Source organism: Massilia pinisoli (assembly GCF_024753285.1).
In the GTDB taxonomy this organism is placed as follows: domain Bacteria; phylum Pseudomonadota; class Gammaproteobacteria; order Burkholderiales; family Burkholderiaceae_D; genus Telluria; species Telluria pinisoli.
Genome location: NZ_JANUGW010000005.1, coordinates 179362 through 195957 on the forward strand (window position 1 = coordinate 179362; position 16596 = coordinate 195957).

Below are 16596 nucleotides of genomic sequence, written 5' to 3' on the forward strand. Positions count from 1 at the left end.
CGTACTGACAGGCGAAACGGCTCAGCACGCGCTCCGCTTCACCCGCTCGACCTCGAGCCCGAACAGCGGCCGCAGCCGCGTACCGAGAACGTTGCCGGCGAACGCGGCGACGAGCCACAGCCAGCCGTGCAGGCTGCCCGACACGATGCCGCTGAAGTACGCGCCGATATTGCAGCCGTACGCGAGGCGCGCGCCATAGCCGAGCAGCAGTCCGCCCACGACGGCCGCGACGAGCGAACGCAGCGGCACGCGCCACTGCGGCGCGTAGCGGCCCGCGAGCGCGGCCGCCAGCATCGCGCCGAGCACGATGCCGATGTCCATCACGGAGGTCACGTCGTGCGACACGGGCGCGGCCAGCGCGGCGGCGTTCGCCTTCGTCGACCAGTACGTCCAGCTCGCCGTATCGATGCCGACGAGCTGCGCGGCCTTCGCGCCCCACAACGCGAATGCCGAGGTCACGCCCCACGGCCGGCCCGACAACGCGAGCGTCGCGAAGTTCAGCACGACGAGCGCGACGGCGCCCGCCACCAGCGGCCACGGGCCGTGCAGCCACGGCGACGCCTGCGCGGGCCGCAGCATGGGCGCGACGAGCCGTCCATGGCGGCGCTTCTCGACGACAACCGTGACGGCGGCGATCAGCGCGAACACGGCCCAGTTCAGCAGCAGCGCGGGCGCGAGGCCCAGCGTCTTCACGAGCGAGATGGGTTGCAGATGCGGCAGTGCCGTCCAGAACGGCATGTGCGCCGTGGCGATGACGGAGCCGGCGATGAACGCGGCCAGGGTCACGATCATGCGCGTGCTGCCGCCGCCCACCGTGTACAAGGTGCCGGACGCACACCCGCCGCCCAGCTGCATGCCGATGCCGAACAGGAACGCGCCGACGACGACGGACGTGCCCGCGGGCGACACGAGGCCCGTGACGGGATTGCCGAACAAGGCGCCGGCGGACAATGCGGGGAAGAACAGGGCGACGCCGACGGCGAGCATGATCATCTGCGCGCGCAGGCCGGCGCCGCGGCCGTCCGCGATGAACACACGCCACGCGGACGTGAAGCCGAACGCGGCGTGGTACGGCACGAGGCCCAGCAGCGCGCCGACGACGAACAGCGCGGCATGTTTCGTATCGACGGTCTGCGCCAGGTACCAGGCGCCGAGGACGATGAGCAGCAGCGACACGCCGAGCGGTTTCGGATTGACGTCGATGCCGCCACGCAGTGACGGAGAAGCAGAAATAGACATTTGGAAACGAGCGATGGATGACGTAAGTCGTTATTTTCGCTCGTTTTTTTGTTTGCTGCTGGCGACGGCCCGGATTGGCCGCGACTGCGTCAGGGCGCGCAGAGGAACGGCTTCGGCGCCGCGACGACGACCGTGTCCGCGAGGGCCAGGTCGTCCGGCACGGCCGGCAGCGCCTGGCGGATCGCGGATTTTTCACCGTCGAGATTACCGCCGCGCGTGACGCGCCCATCCTTGCCGTAGACGAAATCGCCCAGGTAGACGGCACGCCCCGCCGGGGCGCGGAACGCGACGGGTTCGCCGTTCGGCTGCGCCCCGTTCATCGGACTGTACACATAGCTGCCGGGCGCGACGTCGAACGCGAAATAGCGGATGCCGATGGCCGTGGCCGGCACGACCGCGTCGACCCGGTTGAAGCGGAAGCAATTGCCCGTGATGGCCTGCTTCTCGATGCTGTACTCGGTCAGTTGTACTGCGAAGTTGGGGTAAGCCCACGGGCCGTCGACGCCGACGCCGTAGACGATCACGGCACGGCCCGCATGAGGCGCGCCACCGGTTGCCAGCGGCACCGTCGAGTTCATGGTGCAACCGCTCGTCAGCAGGGCTGCCAGCGCCAGCGCGCCCGATCGTCTTCCGGACATCGTCATCTCCCCGTCGCGAATTGCATAGCAAAAAGGCCGTGTACTGCAGAACAATACACGGCCTTTCGAATTCTGGCTCCCCGACCTGGACTCGAACCAGGGACCTGCGGATTAACAGTCCGTCGCTCTACCGACTGAGCTATCAGGGAATGGAGGCCGCATTATAGCGGCTCAACCTTGCGGCATCAAGAGCGCGTGTTGCGACGCCGTATGGAAGTCGCGCCACGCACGGTTGATGTCGCTGTCCCGGCTTGCCGCGACGAGGCCGCAGTACGGGTACAACGTGTCGACCGCGTGCCGCGCCGCCGCGACCCATTCCTGCGCGAGCGCCTGCATCTGGGCGGCCTCTTCGTCGCCGACGGCGCCGCCCGCCGCCACGTCGGCCCAGCACGCATCCAGCAGCGCATAGAAACGGCCGCGCACGTCGTCCAGGCGGTCGCGGGCGCCGTCCAGCGCGGCGCGCACGGCCGGCACCTCGATCAGCGGTTCGTTGTGCGCGCCAAAGCGGTTGCGGCGGCGCGCGATGCAAGCGGCCGCCAGGTCGACGAAATGGGCCGCCATCCCAGCGACGTTGGCGGCCAACGTGACGAACGCGAACGGCAGAAATGGAAAGCGGTACAGCGGGCCTTGCGCGCGCGCGCAAGCCGGGTCGATGACGAAGCCGTGGTCCGCGTGAACCCACGCGCCGCGGACGCGGTAGGCGTGCGACGCCGTCGCGGCGAGGCCGATGCTGCGCCAGCGGGGCACGATCTCGACGATGGCTTTCGGCACGACGAACGCCAGCATGCGCGGCTGTCCGTCCGCGTCGCACAGCGGCCGGCCGTTCTCGCGCAGCCAGGCGTTGAACGTGAAGTGCGTGGCCATCGGCGCGCCGCTCGCGTAGTCCCACTCGCCGCCGATGCGCCAACCGTCGCCCTCGCGGTCCGCGTGGCCGGTCGGGGCGCCGCTGCCCGCGAGGCCGGCGCGCGGCGTCGCGAGGATCGCGCGCGCCAGGTGCGGCGGCAGGAAGCCCGCGAACCAGCCGGCGCCGGCGCACAAGGTCACCGTCCAGCCGACGCTGCCGTCGACCCGCGCGATCGCCTCTTCCAGCCGCACGACGTCCGGCAGCGGGCGCTCTTCCCCGCCGACGGCGCGCGGCGCCAGCATGCGCAGCCAGCCGCGGTGGTGAATCAGCGCCTGCTGCGCCGGGTGCAGCCAGCCCTCCGCGTCGGCGGCGGCCGCGTGGCGGGCGATGCGCGCGGCGTCGCGCGGCGCGAGCGGGGATGCGTCAGTCATGCGATGCACTCAGGTGGCGCACGATCGCGTCCCGCAGCGCGAACAGGTGCCGGTTGCCGTCGAACTCCGCGTGCGGACCGTTCCCCGTATGGACGATCACGACCCGCGCCACGGGATCGATGAAAATGTTCTGGCCGTTGACACCCCAGAACATCGACCGTCCGCCGGCCGCTTGCGGTATCCAGATCTGGAGTCCGTAGAACGGCGGGTGCGACGGTTGCGGTTTGTCGCGCCGCAGCTCCGTCATCTTCGCAATCCAGTCGGCGGGCACGATCTGTTTGCCATCCACGCGGCCCTGGTTCATGACGAGATAGCCCAGCCGCGCATAGTCGTGCAGCGTTGCGGCGAATTGTCCCTGCACGCCCTCTTCGTCGTGATAGTTCTTGATCCAATATCCGCTGGCTCCGGCGCCCATCGGCATCCAGAGATTCTCCTGGAGATAAGCGGTCAGGTTGTTCGTGTTCAAGCGCTTGGCGAGGATCAGGCCCAGCAACGCGGTTTGCGCGCCGTTGTACGCGAACGCCGTACCGGGCGCCGCGGCGCGTTCCTTCTTGGCTTTCAGGTAGTCGTGCACATTCTGCCGCGGGGCGATGATCGGATTGATCGCCTGGTTGTCCGCGTCGGCGCCCGGCTCGAACGAGTTGACCATCGCGACGCCCGACGCCATGCGCAACAGGTCTTCGATCGTCACATCGGCAAACGCACTGTCCTTGAAATCGGGCAGCACCGCCGCGACACGTTCGTCGAGAGCCAGCTTGCCGTCCCTGACGGCGATTCCCATCAACAGCGCGAGTATCGATTTCGACATCGAGGCGGACAGCAGACTGTCGCTCGGCTTGCGGCCCTGGAAATAACGCTCGAAAACGATCCGGTCGTCCTTCAGGACAAGAAATCCCGTGGTGCAGAATGTCGTTAGATATTGCTCGAGCGTGTAAGTGGTCGGATCGTCGCGCAGCTTGTACGTCACGTCGCCCAATGCCGGGCCCGGCTTCAGCGGGAACGGCGCTGGAGCGGCGCTGGCCGTGTTGTGCGGATAGCGGTTCTGCGGATTGAAGAAATAGTCGGCACAGTCGCTGCGCGCCAACGCCGGCGCATGCCAGAACAGGCCGGCGACAATGGCCAGCGTGCCCATGAGGGTGGTCAGGATTTGATTCATCGGCATCCCCAAACGAAAAAGGCCTTGCGATCGCTCGCAAGGCCTTGCATTCTGGCTCCCCGACCTGGACTCGAACCAGGGACCTGCGGATTAACAGTCCGTCGCTCTACCGACTGAGCTATCAGGGAATTGAGGCAATATTATAGCAGGAAATCCGGGATTGCCAAATGCCGGCCTCGCGTGCGCCGGGCGGCGCGGTTTGTTATAGTCGCCACTCTTTGCGACCCAACCTTATTTCCTCATGACCACTGCACGCACCCTCGGCACGCCCCTCTCCCCTTCCGCAACGAAAGTCATGCTGCTCGGCTCCGGCGAGCTCGGCAAGGAAGTCATCATCTCGTTGCAACGCCTCGGTGTCGAAGTGATCGCCGTCGACCGCTATCCGAACGCGCCCGGCCACCAGGTCGCACACCGCGCGCACGTGATCGACATGACGGACGGCGACGCGCTGGCCGCGCTGATCGAGCGCGAGCGGCCGGACCTCGTCGTGCCCGAGATCGAGGCGATCGCCACCGCCAGGCTGGCCGAGCTGGAAGCGGCAGGCACCATCACCTGCATCCCGACCGCGCGCGCCGCGCAGCTGACGATGAACCGCGAAGGCATCCGCCGCCTCGCCGCCGAGGAGCTGGGCCTGGCCACGTCGCCGTACCGTTTCGCGTCGAGCCTCGACGAGCTGAAGGCCGCGTGCGCCGAGATCGGTTTTCCGAACGTCGTGAAGCCCGTGATGTCGTCGTCGGGCAAGGGTCAATCGAAGCTGGACAGCGCCGCGGACGTCGAGAACGCGTGGCACTACGCCGCGTCCGGCGGGCGCGTGGATGCGGGCCGCGTCATCGTCGAAGGATTCATCGACTTCGACTACGAGATCACCTTGCTGACCGTGCGCGCCGTCGGCGCCGACGGCAACGTCGAGACGCGCTTCTGCGAACCGATCGGCCACAAGCAGGTGCATGGCGACTACGTCGAATCGTGGCAGCCGCAACCGATGGCCCCGGTCGCGCTGCAGCGCGCGCAGGAGATCGCCGAGAAGGTCACGGCGAACCTGGGCGGCCAGGGCGTGTTCGGCGTCGAGCTGTTCGTCAAGGGCGACATGGTGTGGTTCTCGGAAGTGAGCCCGCGCCCGCACGACACGGGCATGGTCACGATGGCCACGCAAGTGCAAAGCGAATTCGAACTGCACGCGAAAGCGATCCTCGGCCTGCCCGTGAACACGGCGCTGCGCGCGCCGGGCGCGTCCGCCGTGATCTACGGCCAGCTGGAGGAAGCGGGCATCGCGTTCGAAGGCGTCGCGGACGCGCTGCGCGGGCCGGGCAGCGACATCCGCCTGTTCGGCAAGCCGGAGTCGTTCGCGCGCCGCCGCATGGGCGTGGCGCTGGCGACGGCGGATGACGTCGACACGGCGCGTGCGCGCGCGCTGGAGGCAGCCTCGAAAGTGAAGCCGGTCGTGGGCCGCTGACGTGATGGCGGGCATTTGGGGCCGGGGGCCCCAAATGAAACGTGCCCACCAAACGCATGGAGGTTTGCGAACGATAGAGGCCTACGGCGCCGTCCAGTCGATCGCATCGACGTAGACGGTCCCGGTCCACGCGCCGCTGGTCGTGAATCTCAGGCCGAGCCGATTGAGCGGCGTGATGGCGGCCGGCGGCACCGTGAGCGTCACCGTGGTCCACGCGCCGGCCGTGAAGCTGCCGGTCGGATTCGAGCTCCAGCCCCAGTTGTAGTCCGTCGCGTACGGCTCGATCGTCGTGATCGCGCTGCCGGCCGGCACCCACACGTGGAACGTCACCGTTGCGCCGGGAGGTACGACGATGTAGCTGGCATCCACCGACGACGTCCCGCCCGACGTGCCGCCGAAATTCACCGCCATCGACTGCTTGCCCGCATAGTGCTGGGCGGTGGACGTGGCGACCCCGCTGATCTGCGCGCCGCTCGGCGTCCATGCACGGGTGTCGGTCTCGAACGAGAACTGCGCCGGATCGGGGTTCGTGCCGGGCGTGGCCGCATGCGCCTCGGTCGAGAAGCCGGATGCGCCCGAACCGTTGACGGCGACGACCCGGTAGTAATACGTGGTGCCGTCGTTCAGGCCGGTATCCGTGTACGACGTGCCGGTGATGCCGGTGACGGACGCCGCGGCGGGCTCGGAGCCCGACTTCGTCGTGCGGTAGAGGCTGTAGCTGGTGGCACCGGCGACGGCATTCCACGACAGCGACACCTTGCCCGTGGCGCCCGTCGCGGCGAGCCCCGTCACCGCATACGGCGCGCCGTTCGGCGGCGGCGGTGCGGCGCCGCCGGTCAGGACGTTGACGACGTCCGGGCTCGTGATGGTGCCGGCGCTGTCATACGTAAATGGCGCGTTCGGCGTGCTCCAGTAGAATGGGCTCAGGCCGTGGGCGCGGGCGGAATCGCCCACGAACTTGTTCCAGTAGAGCGCGGATGCGCTGTTCCACGTCTTCGCATCGCCCGTCAGGCCCGGCGTCGACGCGGCCTGGAATTCGCCGATCAGCACGGGGATGCCCTTGTCGACGAACTGTTCCTTCAACTGCTGGAATCCCCAGTCGATGTCGCCCTCCTCGCCGAACGTGGCGTTGCGGGTCGGGTCGGCCGGGTTGTGGTAGGCAGTGCCCCAGTAATAGATGGCCTTGCCCCACGATTGGTCGTCGTGGATGATCGTGAACAGCGACGGCGTGTAGTTGTGGAACTCGAGCATCACGCGGTGCGTCGTCGAATCGGTCGGCATCGCGGTGATCCACGACGCGTCGCCCTGGATCGGCAGGATGAGCCAGCGGTTGGCGTTCTTGCCGCCGGCGGCACGGACCGTGTCGACGAAGCTCTGGTAATACGCGAACAGCGTCTTCATCTTCGTGGGCGTCTTGATGTCCGGCTCGTTCGCGGCCGCGAACAGCAGATGGTTGTCGTAGCCGGCGAACGCGGTGGCGATCTGCGACCAGACATCGCGGTACTTGGCGTCGAGGGCCGGGTCGACCGTGTCGCCGATATTGCTGTCGAACCAGCCATTGTCCCAGTGGACGTTGATCATGACATACATGCCGGCGGCGATACTCGAGTCCACGGCCTGCTTGACCTTGGCCATGTACGCGGGATCGATCTTTCCGGTGACCTTGTCGGCATTCGACACCCAGGCGCAAGGGATACGCACGGCGTTGAATCCGGCCGCCGCGGCGCTCGTGAACACGGCCGCGGTCGGCACGGAATAGCCCCAGACGGCTTCCAGCGAATTGCCGAGGTTGAAGCCATATGTGGGCATCGGCAGCGGCACGTCGTCGCCGGCGGGGGTCGCGGCCTGCACGGCGACCGAACTGCTGGACAGCGTCGTGCCACCCGGCTTGTCGAGGACCGTGACGGCCCGGGTGCCAGCCACGCCCACCGGCGTGCACTTGAAGTGCACTTCGGTGGTGCTGGTGGAGACCGTGTTCATGTCGGCGCAGCCGGGCACGGCCAGCGTCACGCCGGCAGGCAGGTTGCTGCCCGTGACCTGGAAATAGGCCTGCTGGTTCAGACGCGGACTGGCTGCCGTCGCGAAATCGGCACCGGTCGCGTTCACGGCGCTGACGCTGGTTACCGCCGGCGGGCTCGGCGTTCCCGTTCCGGCGGAGCCACCCGTGCCGGTCGTGCCACCCGTGCTGCTCGTGCCCGCCGAGGCCCCACCGCCACCACCACCACATCCTGCCAGCGCCGTGGCAACGGCAACCACGAGGCACATCATTCTCTTGTTCATCTCCATCACTCCACCAGTTTCAACGGACCAAAGAACACATCATTGGCAATCGTGCGGATGAGTTCAATTCCGTTTTTCGACAAGTGGCCTCGAAAATCCCGCGACGTGGAACGTGGCCGGCCTGGCCGGCAAGGACGCCGGCCGCCAAAACGAAAAAAGGGCATCGATTTCTCGATGTCCTTTCTTGAATTCTGGCTCCCCGACCTGGACTCGAACCAGGGACCTGCGGATTAACAGTCCGTCGCTCTACCGACTGAGCTATCAGGGAATAGGTGTTGCTATTATAGCGTCCGGCAGCGCGCTTGCACAGGCAAGGTTGCCAATTGTGCACGCACTACCGAGGCTTTGAATCTTGGCTCCCCGACCTGGACTCGAACCAGGGACCTGCGGATTAACAGTCCGTCGCTCTACCGACTGAGCTATCAGGGAAAAGATCTTTCGCTACGACAGATGCCGCAGCGAAAGAAGCAAGAGTTTAGAGAACTTTTGCGATCGCGTCAACGACGGTATCGATGTTCTTCGAGTTCAGCGCGGCCACGCAGATGCGGCCCGTGTCCACGGCGTAGATCGATTCTGCACGCAGCTTCTCGACTTGCTGCTTCGTCAGGCCCGAGTACGAGAACATGCCGACCTGCTGGCGCACGAACGCAAAGTCCGAACCCGGTGCCTTGGCGGCCAGCTTCTTCACCAGTTCTTCGCGCATCTGCTTGATGCGGACGCGCATGCCGGCCAGCTCGTCTTCCCACAGCTGACGCAGTTCCGGCGTCGACAGGACGGTCGCGACGACCTTGCCGCCGTGCGTCGGCGGGTTCGAGTAGTTGGTGCGGACGATGCGCTTCAGCTGCGACAGCAGGCGAGCGGCCTCTTCCGCCGTCGCGGCGACGACGGACAGCGCGCCCACGCGCTCGCCGTACAGCGAGAACGACTTCGAGAACGAGTTCGACACGAGCAGCGGGCCGGCGGTGTTGGTGAAGCGGCGCACGACGGCGCCGTCTTCCGCGATGCCGTCGCCGAAGCCCTGGTAGGCCATGTCGAGGAACGGGATCAGGTTGTTGGCGCGCACGACGTCGATCACCTGGCCCCACTGGTCGGCGTTCAGTTCGGCGCCGGTCGGGTTGTGGCAGCAGGCGTGCAACACGACGATCGAACCTTCCGGCATCGCTTTCAAGGCGGCCAGCATCGCGTCGAAGTTGACGCCGTGCGTGGCTGCGTCGTAGTAGGCGTAGTTGTTGACGGTGAAACCGGCGCTTTCGAACAGCGCGCGGTGGTTTTCCCAGCTCGGATCGCTGATGTAGACTTGCGAATCCGGCGAGAAGCGCTTCAGGAAGTCGGCGCCGATCTTCAGCGCGCCGGTGCCGCCCAGGGCTTGCACCGTGACGGCACGTTTCTCTTGAATTACGGCGCTGTCGGCACCAAATACGAGTTCTTGCACAGCCTTGTCGTACGCGCCCAGGCCTTCGATCGGCAGATAGGTACGCGGCGTCGGCTGTTCCATCAGCTTCGCTTCCGCTTTCTGAACGCATTGCAGCAGCGGCACTTTCCCGTTGTCATCATAGTAGACGCCCACGCCCAGATTGATCTTGGCGGGGTTGGTATCTGCGTTGAAGGCCTCGGTGATGCCGAGGATCGGATCGCGGGGAGCCATAGCGATGGCGCTGAAGATGCTGGCAGAAGCTGGGGAATTCATCGTGATAAACTTGGTTTGTCGGCTGGGTTCGCAGCGGTTGTATAGATAGGCGGTCTGGACCGTGCCAGATCGCAAGCGGATTCTCATTCTAGCAAAGGTCTGATCCAATGGCAGATTTATCGGTTGCAAATTCACCAGCACCCACCGTCATCACGTACCCGAATTCACCATTCAAGCTGCACCAGCCCTTCCCACCGGCCGGCGACCAGCCAACGGCGATCGAAGGGCTGATCGACGGTATCGAAGACGGCCTGATGTACCAGACGCTGCTCGGCGTGACCGGTTCCGGCAAGACATACACGATGGCCAACGTCATCGCGCGCGCGGGCCGGCCCGCCATCGTGTTCGCTCCGAACAAGACGCTCGCGGCCCAGCTGTACGCGGAGTTCCGCGAGTTCTTCCCGCAGAATGCCGTCGAGTACTTCGTCTCCTACTACGACTACTACCAGCCGGAAGCGTACGTGCCGCAGCGCGACCTGTTCATCGAGAAGGACTCGTCGATCAACGAGCACATCGAGCAGATGCGCCTGTCGTGCACGAAGTCGCTGATGGAACGGCGCGACGTCGTCATCGTCGCCACCGTGTCCGCGATCTACGGTATCGGTAATCCGAACGAGTACCACAAGATGATTCTCACGTTGCGCACGGGCGACAAGGTCGCGCAGCGCGACGTCATCGCGCGCCTGATCCAGATGCAGTACACGCGCAACGAGATGGACTTCGCGCGCGGCACGTTCCGCGTCCGCGGCGACACGATCGACATCTTCCCGGCCGAGCACGCCGAACTCGCGATCCGCGTCGAGATGTTCGACGACGAGATCGAATCGCTGCAACTGTTCGACCCGCTGACGGGCAAGGTCCGGCAGAAGATCCCGCGCTTCACCGTGTACCCTGGCTCGCACTACGTCACGGGCCGCGCCACCGTGCTGAAGGCCGTCGACTCCATCAAGGCCGAGCTGCGCGACCGCCTGGAAGAATTCCGCCAGCAGGGCAAGCTGCTGGAAGAGCAGCGCCTCGAACAGCGCACGCGCTTCGACCTCGAGATGCTGGCCGAAGTCGGTTTTACCAAGGGCATCGAGAACTATTCGCGCCACCTGTCCGGCTCGATGCCGGGCGAGCCGCCGCCCACGTTGATCGACTATCTGCCCAAGGACGCGCTCATGTTCATGGACGAGTCGCACGTGATGATCGGCCAGTTGAACGCCATGTACAACGGCGACCGTTCGCGCAAGGTGAACCTCGTCGACTACGGTTTCCGCCTGCCGTCCGCGCTCGACAACCGGCCGCTGAAATTCTCGGAATTCGAGAACAAGATGCGCCAGTGTATTTTCGTCTCCGCGACCCCGGCCGACTACGAAAAGGAAAAAGCCGACAACGTGGTCGAGCAGGTCGTGCGCCCGACGGGCCTCGTCGATCCGCAGGTCATCGTGAAACCCGCGCGTTCGCAGGTGGACGACCTGATGGGCGAGATCACGGACCGCATCAAGAAGGACGAGCGCGTGCTCGTCACGACGCTGACGAAGCGCATGGCCGAACAGCTGACGGAATACCTGTCCGACCACGGCATCAAGGTGCGCTACCTGCACAGCGACATCGACACGGTGGAACGCGTGGAAATCCTGCGCGACCTGCGCCTCGGCACGTTCGACGTTGTGGTCGGCATCAACCTGCTGCGCGAGGGCCTCGACCTGCCGGAAGTGTCGCTCGTGGCCGTGCTGGACGCCGACAAGGAAGGCTTCCTGCGCTCGGAACGCTCGCTGATCCAGACCATCGGCCGCGCGGCGCGTAATCTGAACGGCGTCGCGATCCTGTACGCGGACCAGATCACGGATTCGATGAAGCGCGCGATCGACGAGACGGAACGCCGCCGCGCGAAGCAGATCGCGTTCAACGAGGCGAACGGCATCATCCCGAAGGGCGTGCAGAAGAAGATCAAGGAGATGATCGACGGCGTCTACAGCGCGGCCGCGCAGAAGGCCATGCTGAACGACGTCGGCCTGTCGGAAGACGCGGCGAAGGTCGAGGGCATGAGCGAGAAGCAGATTTCGAAAGAGATCAAGCGCCTCGAAAAGCTCATGGTCGACCACGCCAAGAACCTCGAGTTCGAGAAGGCCGCGCAGGTGCGCGATCAACTGCACGTCCTCAAGCAACAGGCGTTCGGCGCGCCGGGGGCGGACAACGTGGTGTCCATCCTCGGCAAGTGAGTCACCCCACCCTCGCCGTGCAGTAATCGATAAATGCCCGCAACTTCGCGGGCATTTGTCTTCTTGTCGGGTAGTACAGGTGAAAGCCCGCGAACGTGGGCCAGCACGCAGGCAGCACGGGCACCAGCCTGCCGGCCGCGACGTCCGCCTCCACCTGCCGGGCAAACACGAACGCGATGCCGACGCCGTCGAGTGCGGCGCTGGCCATCGCGACGCTGCTCGTCACGATCAAAGGCCCGTTCACTTCCACCTCGATCAACTGATCGTCGCGCATCAGCTCCCACCGGTAGATCGTATTGCTCTTGCGGAAGCGGAAGCGGATGCAGTCGTGCTGCTGCAATGCCTCGATGGAGTCCGGCAGCCCGCGCCGCGCCACGTAGTCCGGCGACGCCACCATGCACATCGTCTCCTCGCGCGTCAGCGGCACGGTCACCATGTCGACCTGGACGGACTCGCCCAGCCGCACGCCTGCGTCGAAGCCGCCGGCCACGATGTCGACGAAGCTGTCGTCCAGGTCCAGCTCGACCTTGATGGCCGGATGGCGCGCCAGGAAGCCCGGCAGCAGCGGCCGCAGATACGCGGCGTACACGATGTTCGCCATGTTCAGCCGCAAGGTGCCGCTGACGCCGCGGCGATAGTCGTCCAGCTCGGCCGCCGCCTGCGTAAGCTCGGCCACGGCGGGCCCCACGCGCGCGAGAAATTGCTCCCCTGCTTCCGTCAGGCTCACGCTGCGCGTCGTCCGGTGCAACAGGCGCACGCCCAGCCGCTCCTCCAGTTGCCGCATGGTCTGGCTGACGGCCGATGGCGTCACTTCCAGCAGCGCGGCCGCGGCCGTGAAATTGCCCTGCCTGGCGACGGTGGCGAACGCGAGCAGGCCGTCCAGTTGCGTGAGTTTCATTATGAAGCGTAGCTTAATAAGGATTGAAGATTATCCCGCTTTTTCTTCCTTATCGCGCGAATTACGATGTCGTTCATCCACCCAACGAGGAGAACGACGATGAACCAACCGATCTACTACACCCTCGGCCGCACGGGCCTGCGCGTGAGCCGCCTGTCGCTGGGCGCGATGACCTTCGGCACGGAATGGGGCTGGGGTTCGGACAAGGCGGCGGCGGAAACGGTGTTCAACCTGTACCGCGACCACGGCGGCAACTTCATCGACACGGCCGACGTGTACACGAACGGTACCAGCGAGACGTGGCTGGGCGAATTCATCAAGTCCAGCAGATCACGCGACGAGCTCGTCCTCGCGAGCAAGTACACGTTCAACCTGGCGGCCGCGAATGCCAACGGCGGCGGCAACGGCCGCAAGAACCTGATGCGCGCTGTCGCGAACTCCCTCAAGCGCCTGCAAACGGATTACCTGGATGTGTTCTACGTGCACGCCTGGGACCAGTTGACACCCGTCGAGGAAGTGATGCGCACGTTGGACGACCTCGTCCGTGCCGGCAAGATCCGCCACATCGGCCTGTCCGACGTGCCCGCGTGGTACGCGGCCCGCGCCCAGACGCTGGCCGAGTGGCGCGGCTACGAGCCGGGGTCGGCCCTGCAACTGCAGTACTCGCTCGTCGAACGCAACATCGAACACGAATACCAGCGCCTGGCCACGGAACTGGGCATGGGCATCACCGTGTGGAGCCCGCTGGCCAGTGGCCTGCTCGCGGGCCGCTACCGCCGCGACGGCGCCTCGGAAGGCCGGCTCGCCGCGATGCAGGGCAATGGCAACCCGGCGTTCCAGCACCTCACCGAACGCAATTTCCAGATCGTCGACGAACTGGCAAAAGTCGCGGATGCCGTCGGCCGGCCGCTGGCGCAAGTTGCCCTCAACTGGGTCGCGAACCGCCCGGGCGTGGCCAGCGTGATCGTCGGTGCGTCGCGGCCGGAGCAAATGACGACCAACCTCTGCGCGCTCGACTTCGAGCTGCCCGCCGAACTCGTCCAGCGCCTGGACGACGCCAGCCGGCCGGCAACGCCGTTCCCCTACTACTTCTTCACGAATGCGATGCAGGGGATGATGTACGGCGGCGCCCGCGTCGGCGACAAGCCGGCCGGCTATCGCGCGCCCGTGCTCGTGGAGGGCACGGGCAGCGGGGTCGAATGATCAGGTCGCTTCGACGGCATCCTCCTTTGCGACACGCCGGCGCCGGCGCGCGGCGCCCATGCCGGCCAGGCCGGCAGCCATCAGCGCAAGGCTGACCGGTTCCGGGACGTCGGAGACCGCCACTCCCGTGAAGCCGGCACCGGCCGCGAGGAACGTCCCGGCCAGCCGCACGTCGTACGTGCCGCTCGTGATCGTGCCGCTGCCGGCGGCCAGGTCGCTCGTCAGCGACAAGGTGAGCGCATCGATCGGCGTCACGAAGTCGCCCGCGAAGAAGCCGAGGTCGGTGAACGCCAGCGAACCGGCCACATCGGGGAACACGGCGAACTTGAACCACGCGGGCTCCGGCGGCGTGTTGAACAGGAAGTCGTACAGGAACGTGTCGCCCGCCTGGGCGGCGGGTTCCGTGATGCCGAAGTCCCAAGTCTGCGTCGTCGTCGGACCGAAGACGGGCACGACGAAGAACGCGTCGCTGAACGTCGGCGTGGCCGAGGCGTTGAAGACGGCGCAGGTCGCGAGCACGAAGCCCAACAAAGCGTGTTTGATCGATTTCATCGCAAGTCTTTCGTAAAGGTTGTCGGGCTGCGGGTCACAGGTTCACGCCGAAGGCGCGCGCGAGGTTCGTCACGTCGAGCGAGCCGAGGCCCGTCGCCGGATTGAACGTGCTTGTGCTCTTGTAGTACAGGTTCGTGCCCGCCGTGATGGCGCGGAACGGCGACTTGGCGCCGTAGCCATAGGTCTTGAACGCGCCGTACAGCTTCGGATGCAACGGCCCCAGCCGGCTGTTCGTGCCCGCGGCGATCAAGGTGAAGATGCCGTTCAGCTGCGGCGCCACGAAGCTCGTGCCGCCGTTGCCCGCGCCCCACTGCCCTTCGAAATAGACGAGGTAGCCGCTGTACGGGTCCGCGTTCAGCGACACGTCCGGCAGGTTGCGTCCGGGGGCGCCCGGCGGCAGGTCGATCAGGTCTTCGTACCCCGAACCCGGGTCGCCGACCAGCGACGCCTTGCAGTACAGGCTTTGCGCCGCGGCGCTCGTCATCACGCCCGCGAGCGCGTTCTGGTAGCCGGGCCGCGCGAAGTCGACGCTGACGCCGCCGCCGCCGCCCACCGGGAAGTAGTTCGTGTAGTACGTGGCCTGGCCATAGTATTGCGTGATGTAGTTGCGCAGGTAGTCCCAGCCCCAGGCGCGCTCGGTCGGGATCGTGATCGTGCCGTAGCGGTGGACCTGCGTGTGCGGCAAGGTCGTGCCGCCGGCGGCGAGGACCGCCGTGTCGGACGCCGGGTGGTCCGCCGACAGCAACGTGGTGCAGTCGGGATACGGGAAGTTGCGGTTGATGTCGAACGCACCGGCATCGCCCGAGGCGGCGATCACGGGAATGCCCTGCAATGCGGCCTGCAGGAATACCTTGTGGAACGCCTCCAGGTCTGCGGCGGTGTTGTAGATCTCGGCCGCGCCCCAGCTCACGGACAGGGTGTCGACGATGTTGTCGTCGATCGCTGCGGCGAACATGTCGAGGAAGCCGTTGCCGCTGTTCGGCGCGAGGTACACGCGCATGTTGGCGCCCGGGGCCACGCCGCCCGACTGCTCGACGTCGAGCGTCGTCTCGCCGGCACCGTCGCTGCCCGGGCCGTCGTCCGGCAGCGGCCCGCCGTCGACGAGCACGTCCGTGATGCGGTTCGGCGCCACCGGTAGCCCCAGCGCATTCCAGTAGCCGTACGCGTCGGACTGGCGGTAGCCGGCCAGGGTGGCGATGCCGATCGTCTTGCCCGTGCCCGTCACGCCGGCCGCGTACAGCGGTGTCACGTTGTACTTGGCGGCGAGGTCCAGCACCGTGTATTCGCCCGGCAGCGATGCCGGCGTGGCGTTCGGCGTCGGGATGCGGGTAGGCACCAGCTTCGCTTCGGCGGCCGACGGGCCCGTCGCGGGCTGCCGGACGACGTTGCTGCGGAATAGCGGCCGGCCGTCCAGGCCGTGCACGGACTTCACGATACCGGCCAGGTTGGCGGGCACGGCGGTCGCGCCCGCGGGCGCCTCGTACGCGCGGCCCTGCGCCTGGTAGGCGTGGATGGGGCTGCCGAACACGGCGGCGAGCTGCGCATTCGTGCCGCGCGCGGAAATCAGCAGGTTGTTCGCATAGACCTTCGTCACCGTCAGGCCCTGCGCCTTCAGGAAGTTGACGACCTGGGCGACGGTGGCGGCGTCCTGGCCGTACAAGCTGCCGACCTGGGCCGGCGTCAGGAATGTACGGTAGTTGGGGCTGGCGGGATCGGCGAGCGACGCGACATGGGCTTCCATGGCGGCGAGGTTCTTGACGGCCAGCGACAGCGTGATCTGCCGCGTTTCGGACTGGGGCGCGAGCCCGAGATCGACGATGCGCGCGTCTTTATCGACGTGGAACTGGGTGGATGTCGTGGCGCCGTAAGCCAGCGAACTGGTCAACACACCGATGGCAACGGTAATTGCAGTGAGCGTTTTCAATGCGGACTCCCTGATGGTTGTTGGACGTCTGCCCGCATGGGGCAGACCATCGACCATCAAGCAAGCCGTATGCCATTTTCTGTAACC

12 protein-coding genes and 4 tRNA genes are annotated in these 16596 nt (G+C 66.2%); 3 read left to right on the top strand and 13 right to left on the bottom strand.

The genetic code is table 11. The annotated features are described in order from the left end of the window. Positions 1-21 precede the first annotated feature (21 nt). The 6 genes from NX784_RS09010 to NX784_RS09035 form a co-directional block, all read right to left on the bottom strand. Positions 22-1239, bottom strand: coding sequence for a YeeE/YedE family protein (locus NX784_RS09010; protein ID WP_258816317.1), 1218 nt, complete (start codon positions 1237-1239; stop codon positions 22-24). Positions 1240-1328: 89 nt separating this feature from the next. Continuing rightward, positions 1329-1877, bottom strand: coding sequence for a hypothetical protein (locus tag NX784_RS09015; RefSeq protein ID WP_258816318.1), 549 nt, complete (start codon positions 1875-1877; stop codon positions 1329-1331). 73 nt (positions 1878-1950) lie between these two features. Next, a tRNA-Asn gene (locus NX784_RS09020) sits at positions 1951-2026 on the bottom strand. A gap of 22 nt (positions 2027-2048) precedes the next feature. Next, positions 2049-3152, bottom strand: a complete 1104-nt coding sequence (locus tag NX784_RS09025; protein WP_258816319.1) for an acyl-CoA dehydrogenase family protein — start codon at positions 3150-3152, stop codon at positions 2049-2051. Next, positions 3145-4308, bottom strand: coding sequence for a serine hydrolase domain-containing protein (locus NX784_RS09030; RefSeq protein WP_258816320.1), 1164 nt, complete (start codon positions 4306-4308; stop codon positions 3145-3147). Before NX784_RS09030 ends, NX784_RS09025 begins: the two co-directional genes overlap by 8 nt. Before the next feature lie 52 nt (positions 4309-4360). Continuing rightward, positions 4361-4436, bottom strand: a tRNA-Asn gene (locus NX784_RS09035). A 113-nt stretch (positions 4437-4549) separates the two neighbouring features. On the opposite strand from NX784_RS09035, the gene purT reads away from it, so the two are divergent. Continuing rightward, positions 4550-5761, top strand: coding sequence for a formate-dependent phosphoribosylglycinamide formyltransferase (gene purT / locus NX784_RS09040; RefSeq protein ID WP_258816321.1), 1212 nt, complete (start codon positions 4550-4552; stop codon positions 5759-5761). A gap of 81 nt (positions 5762-5842) precedes the next feature. Here the strand turns inward: purT and NX784_RS09045 are convergent, their stop codons facing one another. The 4 genes from NX784_RS09045 to NX784_RS09060 form a co-directional block, all read right to left on the bottom strand. Further along, entirely contained in the window at positions 5843-8041 is a 2199-nt protein-coding gene (locus tag NX784_RS09045; RefSeq protein WP_258816322.1) for a cellulase family glycosylhydrolase, read from the bottom strand. Between the two features lie 192 nt (positions 8042-8233). Beyond that, a tRNA-Asn gene (locus NX784_RS09050) sits at positions 8234-8309 on the bottom strand. 85 nt (positions 8310-8394) lie between these two features. Beyond that, positions 8395-8470: transfer RNA gene (locus NX784_RS09055), tRNA-Asn, on the bottom strand. A 46-nt stretch (positions 8471-8516) separates the two neighbouring features. Then, a complete protein-coding gene (locus NX784_RS09060; protein ID WP_258816323.1) occupies positions 8517-9728 on the bottom strand; it encodes an amino acid aminotransferase in 1212 nt (403 codons plus the stop codon). Between the two features lie 107 nt (positions 9729-9835). Here NX784_RS09060 and uvrB point away from each other — a divergent pair, with 107 nt between their 5' ends. Then, entirely contained in the window at positions 9836-11932 is a 2097-nt protein-coding gene (gene uvrB / locus NX784_RS09065) for an excinuclease ABC subunit UvrB (RefSeq protein WP_258816324.1), read from the top strand. A 1-nt stretch (position 11933) separates the two neighbouring features. On the opposite strand, the gene NX784_RS09070 is transcribed toward uvrB, so the two are convergent. Beyond that, the gene (locus tag NX784_RS09070; protein WP_258816325.1) at positions 11934-12830 is read right to left on the bottom strand and encodes a LysR family transcriptional regulator; all 897 of its coding nucleotides are present in this window, start codon (positions 12828-12830) and stop codon (positions 11934-11936) included. Positions 12831-12929: 99 nt separating this feature from the next. Here NX784_RS09070 and NX784_RS09075 point away from each other — a divergent pair, with 99 nt between their 5' ends. After that, a complete protein-coding gene (locus NX784_RS09075; RefSeq protein WP_258816326.1) occupies positions 12930-14033 on the top strand; it encodes an aldo/keto reductase in 1104 nt (367 codons plus the stop codon). Here the strand turns inward: NX784_RS09075 and NX784_RS09080 are convergent, their stop codons facing one another. Further along, the gene (locus NX784_RS09080) at positions 14034-14585 is read right to left on the bottom strand and encodes a PEP-CTERM sorting domain-containing protein (RefSeq protein WP_258816327.1); all 552 of its coding nucleotides are present in this window, start codon (positions 14583-14585) and stop codon (positions 14034-14036) included. Positions 14586-14619: 34 nt separating this feature from the next. Further along, on the bottom strand, positions 14620-16509 hold the full coding sequence (locus tag NX784_RS09085; protein ID WP_258816328.1) for a S53 family peptidase: 1890 nt from the start codon (positions 16507-16509) through the stop codon (positions 14620-14622). Positions 16510-16596 lie beyond the last annotated feature (87 nt).